At 38.3% G+C, this 24982-nt stretch carries 26 protein-coding genes; all 26 read right to left on the bottom strand.

Annotated elements, in window-relative coordinates; genetic code table 11:
- Window positions 1-14: 14 nt before the first annotated feature.
- The 26 genes from JOC28_RS00385 to JOC28_RS00260 all read right to left on the bottom strand — a co-directional run bounded on the left by JOC28_RS00385 (window position 15) and on the right by JOC28_RS00260 (window position 24978).
- Window positions 15-1286, bottom strand: a complete 1272-nt coding sequence (locus JOC28_RS00385; RefSeq protein ID WP_205008670.1) for a dihydroorotase — start codon at window positions 1284-1286, stop codon at window positions 15-17.
- Window positions 1287-1296: 10 nt separating this feature from the next.
- A complete protein-coding gene (locus JOC28_RS00380) occupies window positions 1297-1623 on the bottom strand; it encodes a MazG nucleotide pyrophosphohydrolase domain-containing protein (RefSeq protein ID WP_205008669.1) in 327 nt (108 codons plus the stop codon).
- A 21-nt stretch (window positions 1624-1644) separates the two neighbouring features.
- Window positions 1645-2298, bottom strand: coding sequence for a uracil-DNA glycosylase (locus tag JOC28_RS00375; RefSeq protein WP_205008668.1), 654 nt, complete (start codon window positions 2296-2298; stop codon window positions 1645-1647).
- 42 nt (window positions 2299-2340) lie between these two features.
- A complete protein-coding gene (locus JOC28_RS00370) occupies window positions 2341-2841 on the bottom strand; it encodes a YbhB/YbcL family Raf kinase inhibitor-like protein (RefSeq protein WP_205008667.1) in 501 nt (166 codons plus the stop codon).
- A 460-nt stretch (window positions 2842-3301) separates the two neighbouring features.
- Complete coding sequence (locus tag JOC28_RS00365; RefSeq protein WP_205008666.1) at window positions 3302-3955, bottom strand: amino acid ABC transporter permease; 654 nt, start codon at window positions 3953-3955, stop codon at window positions 3302-3304.
- A gap of 13 nt (window positions 3956-3968) precedes the next feature.
- Window positions 3969-4817, bottom strand: a complete 849-nt coding sequence (locus JOC28_RS00360; RefSeq protein ID WP_205008665.1) for a transporter substrate-binding domain-containing protein — start codon at window positions 4815-4817, stop codon at window positions 3969-3971.
- 145 nt (window positions 4818-4962) lie between these two features.
- Window positions 4963-6408, bottom strand: coding sequence for an amidase (locus JOC28_RS00355; RefSeq protein WP_205008664.1), 1446 nt, complete (start codon window positions 6406-6408; stop codon window positions 4963-4965).
- A gap of 119 nt (window positions 6409-6527) precedes the next feature.
- A complete protein-coding gene (locus tag JOC28_RS00350; protein WP_239548654.1) occupies window positions 6528-7229 on the bottom strand; it encodes a GNAT family N-acetyltransferase in 702 nt (233 codons plus the stop codon).
- A 54-nt stretch (window positions 7230-7283) separates the two neighbouring features.
- The gene (gene pyrE, locus JOC28_RS00345) at window positions 7284-7913 is read right to left on the bottom strand and encodes an orotate phosphoribosyltransferase (protein ID WP_205008663.1); all 630 of its coding nucleotides are present in this window, start codon (window positions 7911-7913) and stop codon (window positions 7284-7286) included.
- A 91-nt stretch (window positions 7914-8004) separates the two neighbouring features.
- Window positions 8005-8199 carry a hypothetical protein gene (locus JOC28_RS00340; RefSeq protein ID WP_205008662.1) on the bottom strand — a complete coding sequence of 65 codons (195 nt, stop codon included), beginning with the start codon at window positions 8197-8199 and terminating at the stop codon, window positions 8005-8007.
- A gap of 5 nt (window positions 8200-8204) precedes the next feature.
- Window positions 8205-8897 (bottom strand): orotidine-5'-phosphate decarboxylase, encoded by a 693-nt coding sequence (pyrF, locus tag JOC28_RS00335; protein WP_205008661.1) that lies wholly within the window; start codon window positions 8895-8897, stop codon window positions 8205-8207.
- 836 nt (window positions 8898-9733) lie between these two features.
- Window positions 9734-10219 (bottom strand): YbaK/EbsC family protein, encoded by a 486-nt coding sequence (locus JOC28_RS00330; RefSeq protein ID WP_205008660.1) that lies wholly within the window; start codon window positions 10217-10219, stop codon window positions 9734-9736.
- A gap of 9 nt (window positions 10220-10228) precedes the next feature.
- The gene (locus JOC28_RS00325; protein ID WP_205008659.1) at window positions 10229-11182 is read right to left on the bottom strand and encodes a dihydroorotate dehydrogenase; all 954 of its coding nucleotides are present in this window, start codon (window positions 11180-11182) and stop codon (window positions 10229-10231) included.
- 9 nt (window positions 11183-11191) lie between these two features.
- Window positions 11192-11989: a dihydroorotate dehydrogenase electron transfer subunit gene (locus JOC28_RS00320; RefSeq protein WP_205008658.1), complete on the bottom strand. Its 798-nt coding sequence runs from the start codon at window positions 11987-11989 to the stop codon at window positions 11192-11194.
- 272 nt (window positions 11990-12261) lie between these two features.
- Window positions 12262-13446 carry a hypothetical protein gene (locus JOC28_RS00315; RefSeq protein ID WP_205008657.1) on the bottom strand — a complete coding sequence of 395 codons (1185 nt, stop codon included), beginning with the start codon at window positions 13444-13446 and terminating at the stop codon, window positions 12262-12264.
- A gap of 216 nt (window positions 13447-13662) precedes the next feature.
- Window positions 13663-14415: a DUF4422 domain-containing protein gene (locus JOC28_RS00310; protein WP_205008656.1), complete on the bottom strand. Its 753-nt coding sequence runs from the start codon at window positions 14413-14415 to the stop codon at window positions 13663-13665.
- Window positions 14412-15257, bottom strand: a complete 846-nt coding sequence (locus JOC28_RS00305; RefSeq protein ID WP_205008655.1) for a glycosyltransferase — start codon at window positions 15255-15257, stop codon at window positions 14412-14414. The genes JOC28_RS00310 and JOC28_RS00305 overlap by 4 nt, the downstream gene beginning before the upstream one ends.
- A 32-nt stretch (window positions 15258-15289) precedes the next feature.
- Complete coding sequence (locus JOC28_RS00300) at window positions 15290-16108, bottom strand: LicD family protein (RefSeq protein WP_205008654.1); 819 nt, start codon at window positions 16106-16108, stop codon at window positions 15290-15292.
- 18 nt (window positions 16109-16126) lie between these two features.
- Window positions 16127-17275, bottom strand: a complete 1149-nt coding sequence (locus JOC28_RS00295; protein WP_205008653.1) for a hypothetical protein — start codon at window positions 17273-17275, stop codon at window positions 16127-16129.
- Window positions 17276-17293: 18 nt separating this feature from the next.
- Complete coding sequence (locus JOC28_RS00290; RefSeq protein ID WP_205008652.1) at window positions 17294-18115, bottom strand: glycosyltransferase; 822 nt, start codon at window positions 18113-18115, stop codon at window positions 17294-17296.
- Entirely contained in the window at window positions 18115-19296 is a 1182-nt protein-coding gene (cps2T, locus tag JOC28_RS00285) for a beta 1-4 rhamnosyltransferase Cps2T (protein ID WP_205008651.1), read from the bottom strand. Before cps2T ends, JOC28_RS00290 begins: the two co-directional genes overlap by 1 nt.
- A 3-nt stretch (window positions 19297-19299) precedes the next feature.
- Complete coding sequence (gene glf / locus JOC28_RS00280) at window positions 19300-20409, bottom strand: UDP-galactopyranose mutase (RefSeq protein ID WP_205008650.1); 1110 nt, start codon at window positions 20407-20409, stop codon at window positions 19300-19302.
- A gap of 3 nt (window positions 20410-20412) precedes the next feature.
- Window positions 20413-21867, bottom strand: a complete 1455-nt coding sequence (locus JOC28_RS00275; protein WP_205008649.1) for a flippase — start codon at window positions 21865-21867, stop codon at window positions 20413-20415.
- 159 nt (window positions 21868-22026) lie between these two features.
- Complete coding sequence (locus JOC28_RS00270; protein ID WP_205008648.1) at window positions 22027-23415, bottom strand: sugar transferase; 1389 nt, start codon at window positions 23413-23415, stop codon at window positions 22027-22029.
- A gap of 131 nt (window positions 23416-23546) precedes the next feature.
- Window positions 23547-24281, bottom strand: coding sequence for a tyrosine-protein kinase (locus tag JOC28_RS00265; protein WP_205008647.1), 735 nt, complete (start codon window positions 24279-24281; stop codon window positions 23547-23549).
- A 13-nt stretch (window positions 24282-24294) separates the two neighbouring features.
- Window positions 24295-24978 (bottom strand): Wzz/FepE/Etk N-terminal domain-containing protein, encoded by a 684-nt coding sequence (locus JOC28_RS00260; RefSeq protein ID WP_205008646.1) that lies wholly within the window; start codon window positions 24976-24978, stop codon window positions 24295-24297.
- Window positions 24979-24982 lie beyond the last annotated feature (4 nt).

The following is a 24982-nucleotide window of genomic DNA, read 5'->3' as shown; positions in this document are numbered from 1 at the left end:
ACTTTCTTAATTCTCTATTTTGCTTGAAAGACAATTTTTCCGTCGCAGATAGTGTATTTAACTTGACCTTTCAAACTTTCTCCGACAAATGGAGAGTTTGCTGCTTTCGATTTAAAATCTTCAGAAACCAAACGTTCTTCCTTATCAGCGAAAATCACCAAGTCAGCTGGGCCATTTTCCGCCAAATAACCCGCATCAAAGCCGTAAAGATCTGCTGGATTTGATGCCATCTTCTCGAGCAGTTGAGTAAGCGTCAAATGTCCCGCATCAACCAAGTTGGTCAAGCCTAGTGAAAGTGACGTTTCAAGTCCAGTCATGCCTGAAGGAGCCTTGGTGACATCATCCACATTCTTCTCGTCGGCATGGTGAGGGGCGTGGTCGGTCGCAATGACTGAAATAACGCCAGATTTGAGTCCCTCAATCACGGCAAGTCGATCACTTTCCAAGCGAAGAGGAGGATTCATCTTGGCATTGCTACCTTTTGTCAGGAGCAAATCTTCTGTTTTTGAGAAATGTTGCGGTGCTACCTCTGCAGTGACCTGAGCACCTAGCTGCTGGGCAAAGGCAACAACTTTGACAGACTCTGCTTTAGACAGATGCTGAATGTGGACATGTGCCTGTCTGTCATAAGCAATCATGACATCACGCGCAATCATCGAATACTCAGCGACACCTGTCGCCCCACAAACATGGAAGTGTTTCTGAGCAATGTGTTCATTAAGTCCCAGAATACCATTGAGCTCTGGATCCTCTTCGTGGAGACTGATAAAGGTCTTATTAGCCTTAGCCAAATCCATGGCTTCCTTGACGACCTTAGCAGAAGTCAAAGGAATACCATCATCTGAAAAACCGACGGCTCCTGCATCCAAGAGAGCTGGGAAATCAGTCAGATTCTGCCCATCAAACTCTTTGGTAATAGTTGCCACTGTTTTAACATGAATGTCTTCTTTGGCAGCTGACTCTAAAACCTCTGTAAGGGTCTCAACAGTAGAAATTGTTGGGGTTGTATTCGCCATCATAACAACTGTCGTAAAACCACCAGCTGCCGCTGCCAGTGCACCTGTGTGAATGTCTTCCTTGTGGGTCTGACCAGGTTCTCTGAAGTGAACGTGGATATCAACCAATCCAGGTGCTACAACTAAACCAGTCGCATCAATGGTTTGATCTACTTCTGCATCAATAGATTCCGCAATTTTAAGCACTTTTTGTCCCTCTAAAAGGACATCTGCTATCTGGTCAAATCCTGATTTAGGATCAATTACACGACCGTTTTTAATTAAAATCATCAAAATACTCCTATTCTTTTGAGAGAAAGGTCTCTAAATCAATACTATGTTGGTATTTAATCGCTGCGCTCTTATCCTTTTCAAGGATTGTTTCCGTCAAAGGAAGCTTGTTTATGGCTGCTAAAGCAACTGCATAATGAATGACATCAGCAATCTCTTTTGACAACTCCTTGTCCAAATCACTATTATCATGAGCTTTTCGCCCTGCACGTTGATTGAGAATCTCAGCTACTTCACCAATCTCTTCAACCAACTTCATAAAAAGTGCTGTCTCATTACCATGTTGACTATAATGTTGGGCTAGATAAGCCTGTAAATCTGAAATTGTTACTTGCATTAGAACTCCTACTAGCCTCCACTACCTCAACCAATCAACTATTTCTATCCCCGCCTGACTGAGATAGCTATTGGTTTGTGAAAATGGCTTACTCCCAAAGAATCCTCTGTAAGCTGACAAGGGACTTGGATGAGCAGACTCAATGACCTTGTGTAGGGGATTTTTGATTAGGGATTTTTTCTTTCTAGCATAGCCACCCCAAAGGATAAAGACCACCGGCTCTTCCTTTTGATTCAGTACCTTGATAACAGCATCTGTGAAAGGCTCCCAAATCAAGCCAGCATGCCCATTAGCCTTACCCGCTGGCACCGTTAGACAGGCATTGAGCAAGAGAACGCCTTGCTGCGCCCAAGGCGTCAAATCATTGTGTTCACGAAGACCCACATCGTCTGCCAACTCTTTTAGAATATTTTTGAGCGATGGCGGAGCAGGAAAATCATTTGGCACTGAGAAGGACAAACCCTGAGCCTGACCTGGTCCATGATAGGGATCCTGCCCCAAAATAACAACCTTTGTATCCTCAAAACTTGTCTCTTGAAGTGCCGCAAAGACTTTTTGTCGTGGCGGAAAAATCCTCCCCTCACTATATACCTGATCTAAAAAAGCATTTATCTGCGCAAAATAATTTTCAGGTAGCTCAGCTCTTATCTTATCGTGCCATGTTGAATGAAGCATGGTAAATCCTTTCTATAAATCTCAATTTCCCTTTTACAATAACTAAAACTTACCGATAAAATCAGCCTCTGCTTTTGCTAAAAGGTGCCCTTCTGTCGCATGCATAAGCTCGTTCAAGTGAAAACCTTCTGGCAAGTCCAGCTGACTATCTAAAGCATAGACGGTAAGGGTATAACGATGATCTTTATCAGGAGGATAAGGTCCGATATAATAATGATCTACCAAGCTAAAATCATCTGTCAAAAACTTGCTGACCAGACTATTAACACCGTGCAAATGCGTCTTGTCCAAACGAGAAAAATCAGCTTCAAACTGCGTCTGACTGGCAGGGACATTTGCCACTACCCAGTGAATATAGGCAAAGCCACAGACAGGAATAGAATCATAATCTACCAAAGACCAGGCCAAGGTCTCACAAGCTTCTGGAAGATCAAGGACTTGGAAGGGAAATGAAACTGCAGCACAGCCCTGAACTAATTCATCAGTCTTTTTACTGTATCTGTCTGGAATAACACCATCTGTAAACGATGTTTTAATTTGCATAAGCGCCTCCTGATTTAGAATTTTCTAAGTCTTATTTTACCATAAATAGAGTATATTTTAAGAGAAAATCCGTACCTTTTTAGCATTAAACAGAAAAAAGAGTCGGATAAATTCCGACTCTCTAGTTGAAGATAATGTCTTTTTCGATACTTTCCTTAAGTGATGTCGGACGTCAGGTGAAATTATCCAGTGGATGATTTCAGGAATCAGTGGAATTCCATTTGAGCATCTTCGCTTTTTAGTTTCAAGGCTCAGACCTGAAACATTCCGAGTATAAGAAATGCTTTTATATAGGCATTTCTTACACTTTCATCACGGCGGAAGTATCCTGAGGTGCTCGCTAACGCTCGCAAAAATCGGAAAATTTATTTTAAGTAAGCAGAGCTTTTGTATCCAATTCCGTTGAAAGTTGGATTTTTCTACATTCTGAGAGTCAGATAAACTCCAACTCTTACATCTATTAATATGACAGGTACCTTTCCAGCATAGCTTGAAAGCGTTCAAAGAGAAAACAAAGCGTCCAATAGATGATGGCAACCAGAACATACATAGACATGTAGTCCCACTCGCGTCCACCGACGATTTTAGCATTTTGGAAGACATCTGGCACCGTAATCATAGCAGCTAGGGACGTTGATTTAATCATGTCTACCACGACATTTCCCAATGGAGGCACAGCTATTCTCAAAGCTTGTGGCAAAATGACCCGTCTGATAATGGTTTTCTGCGGTAAACCTAAGGCCCTAGCCGCTTCCCACTGACCGTGGTCCACTGCTGAAATAGCAGAGCGAAAAATCTCTGAGATATAGGCGGCAGACACCATACTAAAACCAATATAAGCACAGAGCAGCGCAGGCAATTGAACCCCGAAATAAGGCAGTCCAAAAAACAGCATGAAGAGGACAACAATCATAGGAACACCACGCATGATTGATACGTAAACTCTGGTAAAAATAGAAATAAAACCGTTCTTTGAGCGACGCATCAAAGCTAGAAAGAAACCGAAGGTCATCCCCGTCAAAAAACTCAGTGCTGCAATTCCAAGCGTATAGGGAAGACCTGTTAAAACATATCCGAGACTATCCCACATCAAGCCAAAATCTATAAATCGCATTTATCTACTCTCTTTACTCAATGACAACATCAGAAACATCAATCGTTTGGAAATCATAATCCTTTTCTTGTGAGACATCTTGTCCTGCAAAGAATTTCTCTGAAAGTTCAGTTAGCGTACCGTCTTCCTTCATGTCTGCAAGGGCATCGTTCATCTTCTCTTGAAGGGTTGTATTTCCAAGTTTGATGGCAAAGTTAGCCTGTGAAGGGTTATAGTAAACGCCCTCTAAAACTTTAACCTTGATATCTGGAAGAGCTTTGACAGCCATTGACTGAAGGTAGTAATCGTTAAGGATAACGTCAGTACGACCATTGGCAACATCTTGAAGATAGACATCATTGGTTACGTTATCATAGATAACAAGCTCCGCACCGAACTTTTTAGCGACTTTCATGTAAGAAGTCGTTGACGCACCTGCTGCTTTTTTCCCTTTCAAATCTTCCAAAGAAGAAATTCCAGAATCGTCTGATTGACGAACAATCATTGACCCAAATGAGTACTTGTGAGGATCTGTATATAGGAATTTCTTGGCATTGGCACTATCTTTCTCGATAGAATAACCGGCAACATCAACTTGACCACTGTTCAAGGCTGACAACATGCCGTCAACGCCCATTTCAGTAAACTCAACTTTCAAGTCCAAACGTTTTGCAATCTCTTTGATGATTTCGACATCATAACCAGTCAGATTATTGTCATCATCGTGATAAGACTGCGGATAAAGCGTTCCAGAAGTGGCTACTTTAAGTGTTCCAGCTTCTTTGATTGACTCCCACTTATCTGATGAAGTGGACTTAGTTGAACAGGCTACTAGCACAAAAAGCGCTGCAGCAAGACTAACAAGTGAAAGAATTTTTTTCATCTTCAGTTCCTTCTTTTTTTCTTTTTCATAAGCATACATAAAACGCTTACAGAAATACATTAGACTATTTTCAGTTTTTGTGCAAGAAATCTGCTTAAATTAAAAAAGACAGACGAATCTATCTTAAATCCATCCATCTTCCCTACTATTTAAACTGTCCCTCTTTTTCAAAAAGCTCTGCTATTTGCAAGAGTAAATCTTCACGCCCTTTGGCTGCTGTCAGCTGAATCCCCAAGGACAAGCCCTGCTCATTACGATAAGTCGGAAGACTAATCGATGGCTGACCAGTCAAATTAGCCTGCTGAGTATATGGTGTCCAGTCCAGACTCTCTGAGAACATCTCCCAAATCAACTCCTGCTGCTCTTGTTGGTCAAACTCAGCCATCTGAATCAACTTCTGCTGCAAGTCATCTGACAAAAGAAACTGATCATGCTTAGGTGCTGGACCAGCAGTCGTCGGAGTCAGAAGCAGGTCGTAAGTCTCATGAAAAACAGCCATCTGATGACTATACTGATCCCACTTGGACAGGGCTGCTGAGTAATCTTTGGCAGGAATTTTCTGACCACTCTGAAAGATTGCCCAGGTCATCAACTCCATATCCAACAAGGTCATCTCGCGACCAAAAGCAGCCTCAATCTTATCAAACATAGCTGCCGTCTCAACGGAATTCATGAGGTAGTAGGTCTTCATAGCCTCAACTCCATCGATAATTTGTTTATCCAGATAAACAATCTTATGACCTGCTTTTTCAAGGAAATGCGCAGCAGCTTCCACTGCTGCAATAGCATCCGCTGACACCTCGCCACCGATAGGTGACTCAGTTTGCACAGCGATTGTCAAAGGTTTGTTCTTAGCCATAAAAAGGGATTGGTAAGAAAGTTCGGGTAGAATAAAGGGACTTTCCATCTGGCAGGTTTGGAAATAATAGAGGAGTCTGCGCGTGTCTCTGACCGACTTAGTAAGAGCAAAGTTAACCGATGCTCCCTGCCAACCACGGAAGGAATCAGGACCGACTGGAATTCGTCCACGAGTCGGTTTCAGTCCAATCAAGCCATTGAAGGAAGCAGGAATCCTGATTGAGCCACCGCCATCACTTGCAGGCGCAAGACTCACCGCACCAGCAGAAAGTAGGGCTGCAGCACCGCCTGAAGAACCACCTGCATTACGACTGATATCATCTGGCAGATTGACCTTGCCTTGTAGGAGACTATCCGAAATATTCTTAAAACCAAATTCAGGTGTATTTGTTCGACCAAGCACGATAAAACCAAGCTTTTCTAGCGCCTTGACATAATTGTCAGATTGCTTAGAAACGACAGAACGAAAAAGTCTAGATCCAGCTGTCGAAACTTGACCAGCCTGCTCCTGACCCAAATCTTTCAGAAAGATAGGAACGCCTGCAAAGGGTAGGTCGGTCAAATCCCTTTCTTGAGCTTCTTTCAGAGCCTCTTCATATCGTCTACTTGATATGGCATTGATGGTTGGATTGACCTCTTCTGCTCTCTCAATCGTTTCTTGGACTAATTCAAAGGCCGACAAATGTCCTTCTCTTACTGCCTGGGCCAAGCCTGAAGCATCTTTTTCGATCATATTTTCTCCTTTTTAGCGAACTGTACTGACTCCAGCAAAAAATCCCAGAGACTTCCCATACCTATTGTATAAGAAAATCCTCCAGGACTCTAGTGATTCACTTTATTTCTTGCAGAAAATCAAGCCTTGAGCGCCGTCCAATAATAGCCGACCTCCTCATATCCTTGATGTTCATACATCTCTCGATTAAGCTCCTCCGATAAGAGGATAACTTTTTCATAGCCACGGCTTGCAGCCGATTGCAGAGCTGTACCAATACCACGACCTTGATAAGCTTCATCGACATGATAATCATCAATCTCAATGTAATCTCCAAAATGCCAGGCTGTTACAGCACCCACAATCTTCTGACCATCCAAGGCCAGATAAATCTTAGAAGGATCTGCCAAGAGATCATTTTCATGATAGACTTTCATCTGATTGGCATAGTCCTGTCCATAAGCTAGCTGCGCTTCATACTCTAGCTGAACAAAATCTGCTAAGTAGGACTCGTCCAAAAGCTCAATTCTGACAGGAGAAATATCCTTTTCTTTGAGATTTAAATTTTTCAATTGATTTGTGAAAATCAGATGCTTGGATAAGTCAAAACCTGCGCCTGTCAGATAGTCCTTAAGATCACCTGTCAGCTCTGCATTTTCCGCAAAAAAGAAGAAGGCAAAGGGGTCAGGATAGTTGGACTGCTGCTCAACCAGATACTTTAAATCAGACTGAAAGGTCGCAAGATCAGGCTGAATCTTGTAAGAGAGGTAATTCTCATAGTAACGCAGATTAAGCTTTTCGTTTTTAATATAGCGAAAACGATCGTTTTCAGCAAAAATCAAATCATTTTATTCGAGCAGGTCTTTAAACATAAGCTCACCTCTTTGGAAGAACAACTAGTTTTGCCAGTTTTCTTGGTCTTCCTTGAATTTTTTAAGCAGCGTTAAACCGTCTGCGTTGATGTAACCTTGAACTTTGGCAACCTTGATCAGCTCTGAATAGTTTGAAAGAGTAACCAATTTCACGCCAGCTTTTTCAAAGTTTTCAGCTGCTTTTGGCAATTCGTAGGTAAAGATTGCTACCACACCGAGGACATCAGCCCCCTCACGAATAGCTGCCGCTGCTGCATCCAAAACAGAACCACCAGTAGAAATCAAATCCTCGATGATAACCATTTTTTGCCCCTTAACCACACGGCCTTCGATTTGGTTACCAGCACCATGATCTTTTGGTTTTGAACGGATGTAGGCAAATGGCAGATTCATCTTATCAGCAATGATGGCACCGTGAGGAATACCTGCTGTCGCTGTCCCTGCGATAACCTCTACCTCTGGAAATTCTTCCTTGATTTTCTCAACGAAACCATTTTCAATCAGAGTACGTGTCTCAGGATATGAAAGCGTAATGCGGTTGTCTGTATAGATAGGTGATTTGATACCTGACGCCCATGTAAAAGGCTCTTCTGGTTGCAAGTAAACTGCTTTAATATCCAATAAATCTGATGCAATTTGTGAAGCAAGTGTCATAATAATTCTCCTTTTCAATTTAGGGCTTGATACACCCTTTTCTACTATAAATTCTTTTACTTGAAAATCTCAAGGTCGTAAGCAGGTTAACTTAAATTTCAAAATTTTCCTTGTAACCATCACGTCTTTTGACCTGATAACCACCAAGAAACTTTTTGGTGACCACCGAGCCATCGTCTCCCTTGTAATCGCCAAACAATTTAGGCATAAAGTGTTCAACCTTGCCATCATTATAGCGATACTTGAAGCCACCTCTCAGTAGGTCCTTGCTGATAATCTTACCCATGACGATTAAGCATTCCAGTCTGCTTTGATTTGGCGATAAGCCTCGACTGGATTCTCCGCTTGGGTAATTGGACGACCCACCACGATATAGTCCGACCCAATTTGACGAGCGTCACTTGGTGTCATGACACGTTTTTGGTCGCCAATAGCAGAGCCTGCTGGACGGATACCTGGTGTCAAACAGACAAAGTCTGAGTTTGTAGCTGATTTGATGGCCTCAACTTCATGAGCAGAGCAGACCACACCATCAAGTCCAGCCTCAGCCGTTTTCTTAGCATAATGAACAACTGATTCAGCAAGACTGGTCTGGATATTTTGGAAGTCCTTCATCTGCTCTTCTGAAGTTGATGTCAACTGAGTCACCGCAATGAGTTTTGGACCTTGACCAAGACCCTCACGCGCAGCCTTCATCATCTCTACACCACCAGCCGCATGAACATTTGTCATGTCAACACCAAGGTTAGAAAGGACCTTCATGGCTGACTTGACAGTATTGGGAATATCATGCAACTTCAGATCCAGAAAGACCGAGTGTCCTTGTGATTTCACATAACGGACAATCTCAGGACCAGCAGCATAATAGAGCTCCATCCCAATCTTCACATAAAGTTTTTCCTCCTCAGGAAAAAGAGCTAGAAAAGCCTTAACATCCTCAAAAGAGGGAAAATCAAGAGCAACAATAGGACGAATTTCGCGCATAAGATTCCTTTCTAATGATACAAAGCCCGTTAAAAAACGACTGAATTTTAGGAAGTCAACGCAGTGTACTTGTACACAAGGAGACTTATCTAAATTCCAAGTTTTTAGGGCGTGTTCAAATAAAATGATACAAAAGTCGTTATCAAGCAAGGCAAAAATAGGAGTTTGAGAGAGACGCAAGGCTCTAACGAAAACTATCTTTTTTGCACTGCTCGTAGGCTGTGTTCAAATAACATGATCCAAAGCCACCAGGTAACCATCTGACAAATACAGAAAAAACCTCGCCATGAGACGAGGTTACACGAAAAAGAAGGAATCAACCAACTCTTGTAGAAAAGAATACTTTTCTCTTATTCGTAGAACAAGGCTACCCGCAGATAGCCAACCTTTCTCGCCTCTCTGGACATGATTAAAGGTTTTCAATTTGTATTAGTATATCTTTTTTTTAAGACTCTGTCAATGAAAAACAAAGTAGAATCATTCCCGTTGTTGGATTTTTAGTTTTTTTGATAGTCTCCTTAGGTGGTGAGGTCGTAAGCAAACCTTCGGTTTCATTACTAAAGGAAAAGCCTAGGGTCTTTTCTCTTCGCTTTCTAATTTCAAGGCTCAGACCTGAAACAGTCCACTGGACTGTTTCACTCCCAAACGACTTTGTCGCTCTTTGCACCACGGCGGAGACTATCGGAGATGGCGTACTTCGTACGCCTACAGCTAATGCTTCTAAAATCAACTTCTCATTCCATGACGAGAACCTTAATTTCTCGTGGAGATTTTTATTTTCTCAGTTCAGTAATCCCTTGTCTGGGTTGGGATAGGCAACAACGGGAATGGTTCAACTAACAAGAAACAAGTTTAATAGAATGTTTGAAGTTTTCCATCAAATTATCAAAGTCATCATAAGCTAGCATTACCGTTGTTGAGTTGCTAAAAGGATGAAAGCCTATGTGCTGTGAGCGGTCTAGCTCGTCATCAACAAGTAGCTGGACCTTGTCTTCTTGATCAAACTGTAATCCAAAGGGTGTGACTGTACCAGCTGGCACATGCAGCAAGTCTTCCAAGTCCTTCTCGCTAGCAAAAGATAGACGTTTCTCTCCCAGAATTTCTGCTAAACTACCTAAATCTGCTTGCTTGTCAATAGACAAGACCAACAAGTAAAATTGAGACTTCTTCTTATTTTTTAAGAGTAAATTTTTAACCTGCTGACCCGGAAAAGATAAGGTCAATTCATGAGCGGTAGTTATAGCCTGATGCTCATAAGACTGATAAGAAATTCCCAGTTTATCTAGCCATTTATAGGCATCTTCTTCTTTTGCAAAAACCATAGAAACTCCTCAATAACCCTTGTTCAAGCTCTCTTTCACTTCTCTTCTCAAACTTTCCAAATCCTTAATACCATAGCGATCCATAACCTCAGGCAGTCTATCAATAATTTCTGGACAAGCAAATGGATTAGCGAAATTAGCTGTTCCCACACCAATAGCTGACGCTCCTGCAATCATCATCTCAATAGCCGCCTCTGCCGAATCAACACCACCCATACCAATAATAGGAAGATCTGAAAACTGAGCTACCTGACGAATCAACTTAAGTGCTGCGGGAAAAATTGCTGGACCAGACATACCACCTGTTCCGTTGGCAATGATTGGTTTACGATTTGCAAGATCAAAACGCATGCCCACCAAGGTATTAATCATGGTGAATCCTGTCGCCCCTGCATCTTCTACTGCCTTGGCAACAGTTGTGATATCTGCAACACTGGGCGTTAATTTGACATAAACTGGCACATCAGAATGACTGACACTAGCCTTAACGGCATCATAAGCCAATTCAGGAACTTGCCCAATCAGAAGCCCTGCATTTCCATGATCCACGTTAGGACAGGAAATGTTTAACTCAATGGCAGTCACATTGCTAGCTTTTGAAATCTTGTGGGACACCTCTGCGTACTCCTCATTGGAGAAACCAGCAACATTAGCGATAATGGGAAGATCTGGATAATGCTCCTGCAACCAAGGAAGTTTTTCAGCTAGAACAGCATCAACACCGGGATTTTGAAGACCTATGGCATTGAGCATACCAGACGGTGTCTCGGCTACACGAGGCGTCGGATTACCAAAACGAGGCTGACTGGTTGTCGCCTTAATCATGATAGAGCCTAATTTATCAAGATCGTAGTACTTGGCATACTCCTGCCCAAAACCAAAACAGCCAGAAGCTGGGATAATGGGATTTTTCAAATCGAGACCAGGCAACTGAATGGCTAAACGATTATTTGACTTTGACATATCAACCTCCTATAAAATGATGCTGCCTGTCTCAAAAACAGGACCTTCTTCACAGACACGCTTATTCTTAGCTTCATCCTCGCCCTTGACATGGACCACACAGGCATAGCAAGCCCCCATTCCACAAGCCATACGAGATTCCATGGACACATAGGCATGCGGATGATCTTCAAATTTACTATCCACGTACTTGAGCATTCCTGGAGCACCACAGGCGTAAATAGCATCCGCTGTCCAGTCAAATTCATCAACAACCGTTGACACATAGCCCTTAAGACCGTAAGACCCATCATCTGTCGTTACATAAACTGGACCATAGGCGCTCAGCTTTTCCTCCAAAATAACCGCATCCTTATTGGCAAAGCCAATCACTGAAACCACTTGGACACCTTTTTTTGCCAGCTGCTTAGCCGTTTCTACCAAGGGCGGCACACCTATTCCTCCACCAATGAGCAGAGCTTTTTGCCCACTTGACACCACCGACAGATCAAATCCGTTCCCTTGAGGACCCATGGTATCGACCGTTTGACCAGCCTGCAGCTGAGATAGCAGAGCAGTCCCAGCACGCTCCACACGATAAACGATGGTAGCCTGATTCTTGTCCTTATCAATTTCCGAAATAGAAATCGGACGACGGAGGAGCTTAGATGGATCTGGCACGCGCAGGTGTAAAAACTGACCAGGATTCATAAAAGCAACCATACGACCAGTCAAGACCATCTCAAAAATTCTCGGTGCAATCTCAACCTGACTTACAATTGTTAAATCCTCTTTCAAAAAATGACGGTTACCACAATTTGGACCCATAATATCCTCCTTTAATCTAATACATAGAAAAAACCTCACCGCCCAAGGCAGCAAGGTTTGTAGTTGCATAGACTGAATTTGTCTAGACAAATTCTCCATAGAAAGGCTGATGACCGCACAAAGGCAGGACATCCTCTCTACATGTTAACTAACCGCAGTTAGTTCCTGAGCTACATGATGATCCACAGACCGTCTCCCTTGCCGCCTCTCTGGACGAGCTTAAAGGTTTACAAATTGTAACTATTATAGACTAAGCTAAGTAGCTTGTCAAGTTAGAATGAATGAAAAATAACTTGAGGTGCTGTCTGCTTAAGCAACTTCAACTGAGTTTGGAAACCAGCCAAAACAGCCAATTGATTTGGATAGAAGACATAGGCCAAAGACTGGTCACTCAAATATGAATCAAAGGAAATCAATCCTTCAGATTCATCGAGATAAGTCAGCCCTTTGAAACCGAAATAGCCCACCAAATCAGCTTTTAAACTCTCATTGGAATCAATGACCAAAACCGTATTCTTAGACATGTCAAAAAGACAATGTTTCACTTTTGAAACCAGATCCTTACGGCTAATATTATCTGTAAAGTCAATATCATCCAGCATCTGATTTTCTTCAATAGCAGCAATCATACTTGAAATTTCTACTGCTTGATGGGCGTTCTCTGACGACTGCACACCAATAAAGGTATAAGACAAATCAATAGTCTCACGCAAATTGAGCGATTCTGAGAAAGCCATACTCTGAGAACTCTCTTCGAAATGTAGCTCTGACGATGCCAAACTTTCTGAAATAGATTGAACCAAACTACGTTCAAGCTCTTCAGATGACATGAGTGCTGTATTGCCAACTCTAGCAGCCAAACGGTCCAAGGCACTAACTGTACCCGTAGACTTTTTGACAGGCTCTGCTATTGGGCTTGCCCCAAAAAGCTCTGACGACATAGTAGTCGTCGGATCCAAGCTCTCCACATAGGACAAAATCGCCTCCGAATCAAGCTCTATCTCATCATGACTGCGATAAACGGCATTCATATCCTTCACAGAATCATTGGTGTCAATCAAGGCTGTAAAATTGTTGATTAAAATCCCATAATTACGCTTCTTCCCTTCACGCAAAACCCCTTGTACCAAGGGTTTTGAATAGGCAAAGCTGATAAGATCATCCAGCATATTCGTCCATGTTTCGACAAGTTCAAGCGCCTCATTCAAGAGATAAAAGCCCTGATCATCATACCAAAAAGCACTCTTAATCAACTCACGCTGTCTAGAAATCTTAGAGAATTCATCCAGAATTTGACTCACCTCATCTCTAATAGACAAGGGTGAACCCAATGGGGATAGCACAGACGGGCGCGACTTGACAAGTTCAAGCTCATCTTCAAAAAGACCTAGATAATGCAGACTAATCGTCAAAGTACGCACCAAAAGTTTATGAGAATTACTCTCTACAACAGACATCTAACTACCCCTTCCTCTAAATGTTAAATCTATTTACATTATAACACAGAATATACAGAAACTACATTAGAATGTTCTCATATTTAATATTTATTACATTTATGGGAAATTTGAAGTGAATCAGCCCTTTGAGATAGAAAACAGAGAGCATCAGCTGACACTCTCTGTTATCCATATAGCAATAAGGTATATCCGCCAAATTCAAATTAACCCTATTTATTGCTTTAAATTATTTACTTTTTTTGTAAATCTACTCCAAAGAGTATCCTCGGTAAAATAAATTGGATATTCTTTAACTTTCAAGTTGTTTTTCTTAATCCATACATTTTGTAGTCTCTCTGCTACAAAACCTATCATCCTTGAATTATAATTATCGTATTTTGAATAATCGATTTTTAAGTCAAGGTCAAATAAAATTGAAAATAACCATTCGCAATATGAGTCATACAATTCTTTTTTCATTATTATCATGTTACAAACATAGGTATCTGTTTGATTTTCATACCATTCAAATGCATCAAGATAATCCGGGAACTTATTTTTTATAATTTCTTTACATTCTTCCCACACGATTCCATCATGTTTTTCATAAAAATATTCTTTCGTATTATTATCAAGAATTTCACCTGTCCCTCTCAAAGAAGCGATTACATCAAAACTCTTTAAATCTTTTACAATATCTTTTTGTGATAAAATAGCATGTTTTTTGAGTAAATATCTATTTTTAGTAAAATAACGTCTATAGTGAGAAATTCCTACAATATCTTCTTTTGAATGTTTCCAAATCCAATACATGCCAGTTAACTCACAAAAGCTTGAGTTTTTATCAGAAATATTGTCTTCGTAAAGATTATCTTTTAGTGGGTATTTTTCAACATGATTTTTATTTGCTCCTACAAGCAATGGTTCATAAATAATCTCTTCTGTAACAGGAGAAAATTCTTTATGTGTAATAATATAATTTTTCATTTTTCTTTCTCCATCTCAACTAAAAAGGCATTCAGTGAATCTAAAATACATCTATTCATAAATCTTACTTTCTTTAGTTCAGAAGAGAAACTTGATGCTGTAGAGGTGCTGTGGTGGTGCAGTACTTTAACACTTGGATCATAGATAACCTTAAGACCGTCACGTTGACATTGATAGTCTAGTATTTCAGTTTCAAAGTACATGTAAGTTCCTTCAAAAAATGCATTATCACGTTTTTCAATAAATAATTCAGATACAATTAAAAACGAACCGTGAATAATTGGATTAACATACTTTTTAGTCGGATCAATTTGAGAAGTGATTTTTTTTCTCTTACTATTCAGTGATTTAACTAGCTTATTTTTCTTAAGTGTAGATTTCAGAGGAACAATAAATTGACTAGCATTTCTCTTAGCATATTTATCTCTCTCAGCAAGAACTTGATCATATGTATAGTGTGACAACTTCTTGGGACTTTGATAAATTTTTTCATTTGTCGAGAATATTTCTGGACCTAATACAGCAAATTTCTCCTTCTTATAAATATCTTCTACTAATTGAATAAACTCAGGTTGTGGAAGTTCAATATCATTATTTGCAATTGCAATAAACTTAGGCTGAAAATGCTCTTTTGCATATCGATATCCGATATTGTTTCCCTTAGCAAATCCAAGGTTCTCATTATTTAGAATTATAGTTATATCTGGATTATCCAAATACATTCTCTGTAACTCTTTTCCACTACCATTTGATGAATTATTATCTACAATAACGATTTTCTTCTCACCGTTAACTTTATATAATAAATTTTCGACAAATGCTACTGTTTCTTCAATTACCATGTAATGCAATATCACAAAACAAAACATCTTTATTACTCCACTTCCTTTATGTGTTTTTTCCAATTTTTAGCTTTATCAGATGGTTCAGAGGTTAAATAATCATCACCATACAACTTCTTCAAATAAGAATCAAACTGAGTTGGAACTAAAAATTTTTCAGTTTCAAAATCTAAAAGTTCTCCATCTCCCCAAACTTCCTTCGGAAAAATTTCTTTAGTATATAATGAGCCAGTAATAGTACCAATAAATTTACTGTCTTCAATGCTATGGCTACTGTACAATCTATCTAACTTTTCATAAATATCAGTCTGACTATATTTTTTATCAATACCGAATAAATATAAAAATCGCAACAAAATTCTTCTATGTAGTTTATGTCCAGTTAAATTTTTTGTCGTTAGACTACCCATTATCCTCAAAAAATATACATGAGCAAAGTAAATCTTTTGCTTAAAATTACTATCAGGTGCACCATCAAGCGGCAATATATCAATTACTGATACACCGTGTCGATTATTTTCTGGTACTCCATATTCCTTTATGAACTGTTTTTTTAAAAATACTCGTGGAAAATAGCATCCAGCATCCTCTTGATAATGATAAGAAATTATCTCAAATTTCCTAGACCAATCTGTTTGAGATAGCTCAATAAGTTTCTCAAAATCTTTCCTAGGAACTGCAATATCAACATCATCATCCCAAGGTACAAAACCCTTATATTTAACAGCACCCATGACACTTCCACCACGAAGGTAGAATTTCAGACCGTTATCATCACATAATTTCTTTAATTCAATCAACGCTTCAAGCTCGAGTAGTTGGATATCTCGTGTTGTAATATTAGTTTTCATCTAAGCCCCTTTTATATTTTATAACTCTATTTTTTGAACTTCCTTATGAGTTAACAAGGTTAGACTCAAGAATAATGTGAATGGATTATAGGAAATTTCAATATATTGTGGATCAAATAGAGAATGTAATATTAAGAAAACGAACGCCAACATATAAAAACCATCTCGATAAATATTCTTTTTCCCTAAAATATAATATCCTAAACTAAACAATACAATTGAGATTATTCCGTAATTCAATAAGATATTCAAAAATGATGAATCAACATATAAATATTCCATACCTGTATTAAAACCTGCCCAAACAATTTTATGACCAAATAAATTTATTGGATATTTATCAATTGCCTTAGCACCCAACATTAATCTGTATGTCAAAATTTGATTAAGTCTAATCATAAACGAATTTCCAGTATTATATAGCAAGGTCAGGATAAGCACAAAAATTGTACTCAGAGGAAAAGCGATTTGCTCTACCCACCTTGATATTCTAGAATTCTTTATCATATCATGTCTCAAATCTAATCGAAACACTTTCAGACAAATAAATACTAATAGAACCAATAGAGAAAGATAGTATGCAGATTTTGTGTCTGTTAAAACATAGACACCATAATTAATTATCAGAAGTATTGCACAGACAAGCAAACTGAGTCTCTCTTTATAAACAAAGATTGCTGTAATAATAATATGAAATAAGAAATTTGCTAAGTAAGAGGTATAAGAGAATCCAAGATAGTATCTCATAGTAGATTCCCTCAATGAATAACCTCCAGGTAATAATCCTATTCCATAACAAAATAATAGAAGAATAATGAGGGTAACAACTGTATACAGATGTACTTTAAGAATAGAAATTAAATTTCGATTCTTTACGGCTAATAATAATAATCCTAACGTAACAACTTTTTGATAGTTACCTGAGGTTCTAGCTAAAATCAAAATAAAAACCGACAGTATAATAACGTAGACAAAACGCCCTAATGTCATTTTCAACTCTAAAAAAATTGTTATTATTAACAAAATACTTGTAAACACAAATCCAGGAACAATCATAGCATTTACAAATGGATAAGTTGAAATAAACTGTGTTTTCGTTAGAAAATCAAAAAAAATAATAAAAACGAAAGTTACATAGAAAAATAAGTCACTTATATTTATTTTCATAATTAATAATATATTCCTTTAGAGAAAATTTTTAATTACCCAAAAGGTAAAACCGACATTTCTGTTCTTTATAGATTGTTGGACTCCCCAGGCAACTATTTTTATCTTAGAAAAGACTACCGCAGTTCTACCCTTTTTTGCAACATAAGTTTTGTAATCAGGTATCAAAATTTTAAATCTTTTCTTCACACTCTCTATATTGCCAGAGGTATCTTTTAGAGATAGATTATGATGGATTATCACTGGTAATTTTAGAAAACTTCGCCCCAAAAGTCTCTGACTTCTGAAAAAGTCGTGATCAATTTGATCCAGAAATAAATTCTCGTCATATCTATAATTGCTATATATAGACAATTTAACTGCAGTACAGCTATTAATTGCATTAAACTTATTTTGATTAATATTTCCAGAAGGTGATTTTAATTGCTTGTTCTTAAAAAAACCTTCCTCATTCGGAGAATAAAATTTTCCATTCTGAGCTTTTATAACAGGAGTATATATGTCAATATTTTCAGAAATAGAACTGTCTAGTGCATCAAAATACTCTTGCGTTATATTAGTGTCATCATCTAACCAAACCACAATACCTTTTGAATCGGATATAGAATCTAAAATTTTGTTGTACGCACGTGATAAACCAACATTTTCGTGATTTGATAAATATTTCCAATTATTTGTATTAGCAAGCAACTCATTTTGGGAGTAATACTCTTTATTATCACTATTATCATAAATTATTACCTTGATATTGTGATTATTAATTTTGCTTAAATTTGATAAGGTTTCTGAATCTGATAGCAATGAATTATAGACAACAACTGCAGTATAATAAATTTGCATTATTTCTTACCCCCGCTCATGAAACACTTCTCATACTCATCAACGATAAAGTCCCATGTGAAACGGTTTTTGACCTGTTCTGTTGACAGCTTATCCATGACAAAAATCTCCGCCTCAGACATGGTCTCTACTTCGTCAATCACACGATGTAAATTGTCCTTATCCCAATAGATTGCCCCATCTTCTCCGACTTCTCTATTGAAGCCTACATTAAGCAAGAGATTTAATTTTGTTGATGCGAGAGCTTCCAAGAGTGAAGGATTTGTGCCACCTACTTCGTGTCCATGGAAATAAGCGAAGGCATTTTCACGAATATATTTAAGTAGGCTTTGGTCATAGACTGTTCCAACAAACTTGATTCGACTATCCTTGTCAAAACCAGTATCTGCTTTCAACTGTTCATAAAAAGCGTTCTGCTCTACGTTCGTAATCAGAACAAAATCCTTTTTAGATTTTGACTTCATAAACTCACGAATCATTGTTTCGTAGTTGTTTTCAGGAACAAATCGACCAACGACAAGATAGTAGTTATCCTCTGTAACACCTTTTTCTGAAAACCAAGTTCTGACTGTGTTATCTTCTGCTTTGAGACAAGTACCAGCAAGCTCAGTTCCGTATGCAATATAGGTTGTCTCAGGTTTATATTTAGCATAGTCCTTCTGGATATATGACTCAATATTCTTACTATCGCAAACAAGTAGGTCTGCGTGCTTAACCATCAAACTTTCAGAATACTTCCAATAACGACGAACTGGAGCACTCCATTTTTCGCGTAGCCACTCATGTCCATCTGGGTTGACTAATAATTGTCCACCAAGAGCATGAATTTGTTTGCGGAAGCGATTGATAAAAGGTCCAATGCGACAAGCTAGAACGTAAAAAATAGGATTTTCATCCTTATTTTCTTTAGCAATTTGAATAGCTTTCTTCAAGGCAGCAATATCATAGGCAATCGCTTTAGCTGGTCCAATGCTTGGAACATCAATATTGAAACAAGTTGCACCATTATATTCAAACATTTGATCTGAAATGCCTGACTTAGCAGAATTTTCAGTCATACAAGCTACAAAATACTTGATTGAGCTATCCTTCTGATATTCAGTTAGCTTTTCTACGAAAGTCTCAAAGCCACCGTATTTTGCAGGAATTCCTTTTGAACCGATAATGTAAATACTTTTCATGGTTTACCCCAATTCGTTCTTAACACATTGCAAGGCTGCTGCAATAACCTGGTGCATATCGTAATAACGATAGTGACCTAGACGTCCACCAAAGATAACCTTATCTTCTTGGGCTGCCAAGTTCTTATACGCCTTGTAGAGTTTGTTGTTACGATCGTTGTTTACTGGATAATATGGCTCATCTCCCTTGGCCCATGTTTTCGAGTATTCTTTCGTAATGATGGTCTTCTCCTGTTGACCAAACTCAAAGTGCTTGTGCTCAATAATACGTGTGTATGGTGTCTCTGCATCTGTGTAGTTGACTACCGCATTGCCTTGATAGTTCTCCATATCAAGTGTCTCTGTTTCAAAACGCAAACTACGGTATTCAAGCTCTCCCAACTCATAGTTGAAGAACTGATCAATCATACCTGTAAAGACAATCTTTGGAAACTCTGCCATATAGGCTTCCTTGTTAGCGAAGAAGTCAACATTGACCTCAACATCAATATTGTCGTGGTCAAGCATCTTCTCAACGATTTGAGTATAACCACCGATTGGAATACCTTGGTAAGTATCATTGAAGTAGTTGTTGTCATAAGTGAAACGAACAGGCAAACGGCGAATGATAAAGGCTGGAAGCTCTGTACACTCTTTGCCCCATTGTTTCATCGTGTAGTCTTTAATCAATTTTTGGTAGATATCTGTACCAACCAACGAAATAGCTTGCTCTTCAAGATTCTCTGGCGTTTTACCATTAAGCACTGCTTTTTGTTCTTCAATCTTCGCTTGTGCTTCAGCTGGTGTCACAACACCCCAGAGCTTATTGAAGGTATTCATATTGAATGGCAAATTATAGATATCACCTTTATAATTAGCTACTGGCGAGTTTGTGTAACGGTTAAACTCCGCAAACTGGTTGATGTAATCCCAGATTTCCTTATCTGAGGTATGGAAGATGTGAGCTCCGTATTGGTGAACTTGGATGCCCTCTACTTCTTTCGTGTAAATGTTACCAGCGATGTGTTCACGCTTTTCAATAACTTTTACTTTTTTTCCTGCTTTGGCTGCCTCGTGAGCAAAGACTGCTCCAAACAAACCTGAACCTACTACTAAATAATCATATTGTGACATATATTAACTCCTTCTAAACTTTCTTGTCAAAATACTTATAGTCTCAGTTATAAATTCCTCACGTAGAAGAAGCAAACAAATTCCATAGATTCCAAAAAATACAATAGCTGTTATTACTAATATAATAAAAGTACTTGCTGTAAAATTAAATAAAACAAATAGTGTGCCAAGGACAGAAACTAGTGCTGCAATTAGGATTTTCCAGAAAGAAATTGATTTAAGCATTGGTAACATCAAATCTCTCAAAAAGTAAAACTGTACTATTGTTACTGTTAATTCTGCTACGCTACCTGCAAATGCAGAACCCGCCGCACCAAAATATGGAATGGCAACACTATTAACAATTATATTAAACAAAGCCCCAATAACCGTAGAAATAACAACTAGCTTTTCTCTGCCGGTTGGAACTAAAATCTGAATTCCCATTAAGTTAGATAATCCTACCATAACTACACACAGCAATATAAGTTGCATTGGAAGAACTGCCGGGAGAAAATCTTGACCTGATAGGAATAAAATGCTCTCTTTTGAAACAATAATAAAGTATAAGGTTAGAGGTATCGAAATTACTAAAACAAAATTGAGCGCTTTTCGGACTAACCTTCTAAATTCATCCATCTTATTTTGACCATAGTAGTAAGATAGCCGAGGTAATAAAACTGTTCCCAGAGAGGTAACCACACTAACAAGTATCTGTTCAATTTTGACTGCTGCAGAATAGTATCCTACTTCAGTATCTCCTTTTATAAATCCAACCATAGTTGTATCTAAGTTGTTGTAAACAACGGTAGAAATATTTAATAGAAAGAAACTAAGAGTTGGTTTTATATGCTGTTTTATATTTAAATCATTTCTAAATTTGAGAGAAATGAATCTGTGTAAATTAATAAAATTCAAAAAATTTGATCCAACACTAGCTAAAACAGATATAGCTCCATAGATGACATAATCACTTTTTGAATGAATTAATAGTAAAAGGAAAACAAGTGATAAAAATTTGAATATGATTGACCTAACAGTGATATACGAATACTTTTCAAGAGCCTTATAAAGCCAATCTACACCAGTAACATTAAATAATAATGTTGAAGATAAAATCAAATACAATAATTTTTCCTGAGCTAGTCTAGGAACTAAGAAAATGGAAAAAGCTAAGAAAACAATTGAAACTAGCATTACTATTGCATTCAAAACGACAATTTCTTGTACAGTTTTCTCTAAATTCTCTTTATTATCCCGCACCTTAGCACAAGCTCGGATACCATAAGTCGGAATACCAAGCATCCCAACCATAGAGAAATACGAAATTATCGAGGTAGCAAAAGTAACAGTTCCAACTCTATCAGCACCTAGCACTCTAGAAACATAGGGGAATGTTATCAAAGGGAAAATAAAATTCGAAATAGTAAGAATGAAATTCATAATGAAATTCATTCTTACCGAACTAGTCTTTTTCATTTACTTACAACCAACTCCAGACTTAAAATTGTAAAATTTAATATTCTTCAATCACATAAAAGCAAGACAGATTGCGTATTATGTGACATATACGAGAATGCTGTTCGAGATAAAATATCTGAACAGCATTTTACTTATTTATATTATAACACGAGAAGGCTATTTACTTCCATCCCTTTTTAAGACTACGGCAAAAGTTTTCAAGATAATTTTCATATCTAGCCACACTGACCAGTTTTGAATATATGACATATCAAGAGAAACAACTTGTTCGAAATCTGTAATATTACTTCTACCGCTGACTTGCCACATTCCTGTGATACCAGGTTTCATGGCCAAGCGTTTGAAGTGGTGAAGTTCATATTTGTGGTATTCATCCAAGGTTGGTGGACGAGTTCCCACAAGAGACATATCTCCTTTTAGGACATTGATAAACTGTGGTAGCTCATCAATAGACCAGTCACGGATTTTCTGCCCAAAAGGAAAAATCCTAGGGTCATTTTCCATCTTAAACATGTGATCTGATGTCAACTCATTTTGAGCCATAAGCTCTTTTTTGCGTTCTTCAGCATCCAGATACATGCTTCTAAATTTGTAAATGTCAAAGACCTTACCATTTTTACCAACACGCTTTTGCTTAAACATCAAGGGACCCTTAGATTGTTTTTGAACAATCGGGTAAATGCAGAGCGCCACAAGTCCTGTAAGGAGAAGACCAAACAAGGCTGCAACGATATCAATAGCACGCTTGATAAACAAATTACGATAGTTACTTGCATTTAATGATGACGTAAGAACTGTATAGTCTCCCAAGTCCTGAATAAAGTTACTCTTGAAGAAAACATCATTTCCTTCACCGCTATTCATAGCGACAGAAACGGGTACACCCATCATGACAAAGTAGTCACGTTCATCAAAATAATCTTCAATAGCATCCGCTGTTACAAAGATTTCATTGACCTCAGTATGTGACAAGAGATAGCGTACTTCTTCAAAGCTATTTAGAATTGGTGTTGTTGCCTGAACATCAACCTCTTTTGAGCTGAAGAAACCAATGACATTCATGCTAGACGCTTTCAATCTTGTAGTCAAGCCCTGCACATCTTCAGAGAAATTTGTAACGACTAAGACATTTTTTTGATAAGTGAAAAAGTAACCAGTCGCATATCTCGTTATTGTACGAAGCAAGAAGACGACAATAGCCAAGAACAAGATCATCTTGATTAGCTCAGTTGACTCCAACTTGTGCATCATAGATAGACCAAACGGCTTCGCGAAAAACTCTACCGCTAGCAAGATGATGGCATAGATAACTGCAAACTTGGCTGCTCCTTTGATACGCGTGCGAATGCTCATCGTTTCAATGGTTGAATAACCATTGGTCCAAACAACAGCAACTGACGTCAGCAAGGTAACCAAACAGATCAATAGAAAATTAGTTGTATCATAATTTGGTGCAATAAAAGGTAAAAAGATAAATAGGATTAGCGATGACAAAATATCAGATAACAGGAAAAATAATTTCCTTGAAGATTGATTACTGTACATTATTAAAATTTTCCTATTCTTAATTTAGTTAAACTCAAAAGAAAGAGTTTGGGAGCAAAGTCCTTTCAAACTCAATCTTATTAGATTTATCAAAGTATCCGATTCTTTAAAATCAATACTCTTATTTCTTATTATTTTTCTTTTTTACGGCGTTTTTTTGATTTGCTTTTTGACTTAGAGTCATTCTGCTTACCGTAATCGCCATAGGCTCCGTAAGAGCCATAGCTAGTTTCTTTGATATCAGCCTTGTTCAAGATAACACCAAGGAACTGAGCTCCGCTTTGTTCCATTTGAGCCTTAGCTTTTTGAACGAAACGACGTTTAATTGCCCCAGCCTCTGTAACGATTAGGCTTGCATCACATTTCTGAGCCACGATAGCAGCATCAACAACCAAGCCAATTGGCGGTGTATCGATGATAACAATATCGTAAAGATTACGTGTTGTTTCGATCATGTAATCAAAGTTAGCATTTTGCAAAAGACTTGTTGGATTTGGTGGAATTTTTCCAGCTGAAACCACCATCAAATTCTCAACATTTGTTGTAGTGATAACATCTGACAATTCAACCGCTCCTGAAAGATAAGCAGTCAAGCCATCAATACGTTCAGTTGCTTTGAAGACACCTGACATCACTGAGTTACGTGTGTCGGCATCAATCAAAAGTGTTCTAAATCCAGCACGTGCAAAGGAAACCGCAAGGTTGACAGAAGTTGTTGACTTACCTTCACCTGGTTGTACTGACGTGATAACGATAGTTCTTAAGTCACTTCCGCTAAACTGGATATTTGTTCGAATACTGTTATAATATTCTTCTGTTTGCTTCATTTGAAGCGCTTGGTTTCTGACTAATTCAAGCTGAGCCATTTAAAATCTCCTCTTACAACTTATCTGTATTTGGAACAACACCAAGTAGAGTCATGCCAAGTACTTCTTCAATATCTTCTGGGCGTTTCACACGATCATCAAGTACTTCAACAAGTAAGATAATTACTACTGAAACAAAGCCACCTACCAAAAGACCGATAACAACGTTACGTTTCACGTTTGGTGATGAAGGTGTTGTTGATGCTTCTGCAACTTCAAGCGTTGTTACATCTTGAACTTTTGTAACTGATTTAATTTTTTCTGAAGCAACTTCACGAATCGCATTGGCAAGATCACTAGCTTCTTGAGGATTTTCATTTTCAACAGAAATGGAAATCACACGTGTATCAGAAGGGATAGATACTGAAAGCATGCTAGAAAGTTGACCTGATGAAATTGAGAGATTTTCATTACGAACAACAGTTTGTAGAACTTCGTTTGATGTGATGATCTCCTTGTAGTCATTTACAAGATAATCCCCTGCTTGAAGGTCAGATGTTGTAATACTGTTTCCATCTTTAGAGTTATTTACCACGTAAATACGGGTTGTTGATGTATATTGTGGAGTGATGAGGAAGATACTTCCCACAAGTGCCACAGCAGCTCCTAATGCTGCGATGAAGACGATGAGAAATTTTCTATTCCATAATTTTTTCAACAAATACAGAACATCAATTTCAAGATTTGCGTTTTCCATTAAG

The organism is Streptococcus loxodontisalivarius, from assembly GCF_016908645.1.
Taxonomy (GTDB): Bacteria; Bacillota; Bacilli; order Lactobacillales; family Streptococcaceae; genus Streptococcus; species Streptococcus loxodontisalivarius.
This window is presented reverse-complemented; position numbering and strand designations above follow the sequence as displayed.

What these genes read in the sequence shown, in the direction of transcription:
- pyrE (WP_205008663.1), bottom strand. Translation starts at nt 7,913, where the DNA reads ATGACACTTGCTTCACAAATTGCATCAGATTTATTGGATATTAAAGCA.
- JOC28_RS00385 (WP_205008670.1), bottom strand. Translation starts at nt 1,286, where the DNA reads ATGATTTTAATTAAAAACGGTCGTGTAATTGATCCTAAATCAGGATTT.
- JOC28_RS00300 (WP_205008654.1), bottom strand. Translation starts at nt 16,108, where the DNA reads ATGAAAACTAATATTACAACACGAGATATCCAACTACTCGAGCTTGAA.
- JOC28_RS00355 (WP_205008664.1), bottom strand. Translation starts at nt 6,408, where the DNA reads ATGATCGAAAAAGATGCTTCAGGCTTGGCCCAGGCAGTAAGAGAAGGA.
- JOC28_RS00360 (WP_205008665.1), bottom strand. Translation starts at nt 4,817, where the DNA reads ATGAAAAAAATTCTTTCACTTGTTAGTCTTGCTGCAGCGCTTTTTGTG.
- pyrF (WP_205008661.1), bottom strand. Translation starts at nt 8,897, where the DNA reads ATGCGCGAAATTCGTCCTATTGTTGCTCTTGATTTTCCCTCTTTTGAG.
- JOC28_RS00320 (WP_205008658.1), bottom strand. Translation starts at nt 11,989, where the DNA reads ATGGGTCCAAATTGTGGTAACCGTCATTTTTTGAAAGAGGATTTAACA.
- JOC28_RS00305 (WP_205008655.1), bottom strand. Translation starts at nt 15,257, where the DNA reads ATGGTAATTGAAGAAACAGTAGCATTTGTCGAAAATTTATTATATAAA.
- JOC28_RS00365 (WP_205008666.1), bottom strand. Translation starts at nt 3,955, where the DNA reads ATGCGATTTATAGATTTTGGCTTGATGTGGGATAGTCTCGGATATGTT.
- JOC28_RS00290 (WP_205008652.1), bottom strand. Translation starts at nt 18,115, where the DNA reads ATGCAAATTTATTATACTGCAGTTGTTGTCTATAATTCATTGCTATCA.
- JOC28_RS00380 (WP_205008669.1), bottom strand. Translation starts at nt 1,623, where the DNA reads ATGCAAGTAACAATTTCAGATTTACAGGCTTATCTAGCCCAACATTAT.
- glf (WP_205008650.1), bottom strand. Translation starts at nt 20,409, where the DNA reads ATGTCACAATATGATTATTTAGTAGTAGGTTCAGGTTTGTTTGGAGCA.
- JOC28_RS00310 (WP_205008656.1), bottom strand. Translation starts at nt 14,415, where the DNA reads ATGAAAAATTATATTATTACACATAAAGAATTTTCTCCTGTTACAGAA.
- cps2T (WP_205008651.1), bottom strand. Translation starts at nt 19,296, where the DNA reads ATGAAAAGTATTTACATTATCGGTTCAAAAGGAATTCCTGCAAAATAC.
- JOC28_RS00330 (WP_205008660.1), bottom strand. Translation starts at nt 10,219, where the DNA reads ATGGTTTTTGCAAAAGAAGAAGATGCCTATAAATGGCTAGATAAACTG.
- JOC28_RS00375 (WP_205008668.1), bottom strand. Translation starts at nt 2,298, where the DNA reads ATGCTTCATTCAACATGGCACGATAAGATAAGAGCTGAGCTACCTGAA.
- JOC28_RS00270 (WP_205008648.1), bottom strand. Translation starts at nt 23,415, where the DNA reads ATGTACAGTAATCAATCTTCAAGGAAATTATTTTTCCTGTTATCTGAT.
- JOC28_RS00265 (WP_205008647.1), bottom strand. Translation starts at nt 24,281, where the DNA reads ATGGCTCAGCTTGAATTAGTCAGAAACCAAGCGCTTCAAATGAAGCAA.
- JOC28_RS00260 (WP_205008646.1), bottom strand. Translation starts at nt 24,978, where the DNA reads ATGGAAAACGCAAATCTTGAAATTGATGTTCTGTATTTGTTGAAAAAA.
- JOC28_RS00275 (WP_205008649.1), bottom strand. Translation starts at nt 21,867, where the DNA reads ATGAAAAAGACTAGTTCGGTAAGAATGAATTTCATTATGAATTTCATT.
- JOC28_RS00295 (WP_205008653.1), bottom strand. Translation starts at nt 17,275, where the DNA reads ATGAAAATAAATATAAGTGACTTATTTTTCTATGTAACTTTCGTTTTT.
- JOC28_RS00325 (WP_205008659.1), bottom strand. Translation starts at nt 11,182, where the DNA reads ATGTCAAAGTCAAATAATCGTTTAGCCATTCAGTTGCCTGGTCTCGAT.
- JOC28_RS00340 (WP_205008662.1), bottom strand. Translation starts at nt 8,199, where the DNA reads ATGGGTAAGATTATCAGCAAGGACCTACTGAGAGGTGGCTTCAAGTAT.
- JOC28_RS00315 (WP_205008657.1), bottom strand. Translation starts at nt 13,446, where the DNA reads ATGTCTGTTGTAGAGAGTAATTCTCATAAACTTTTGGTGCGTACTTTG.
- JOC28_RS00370 (WP_205008667.1), bottom strand. Translation starts at nt 2,841, where the DNA reads ATGCAAATTAAAACATCGTTTACAGATGGTGTTATTCCAGACAGATAC.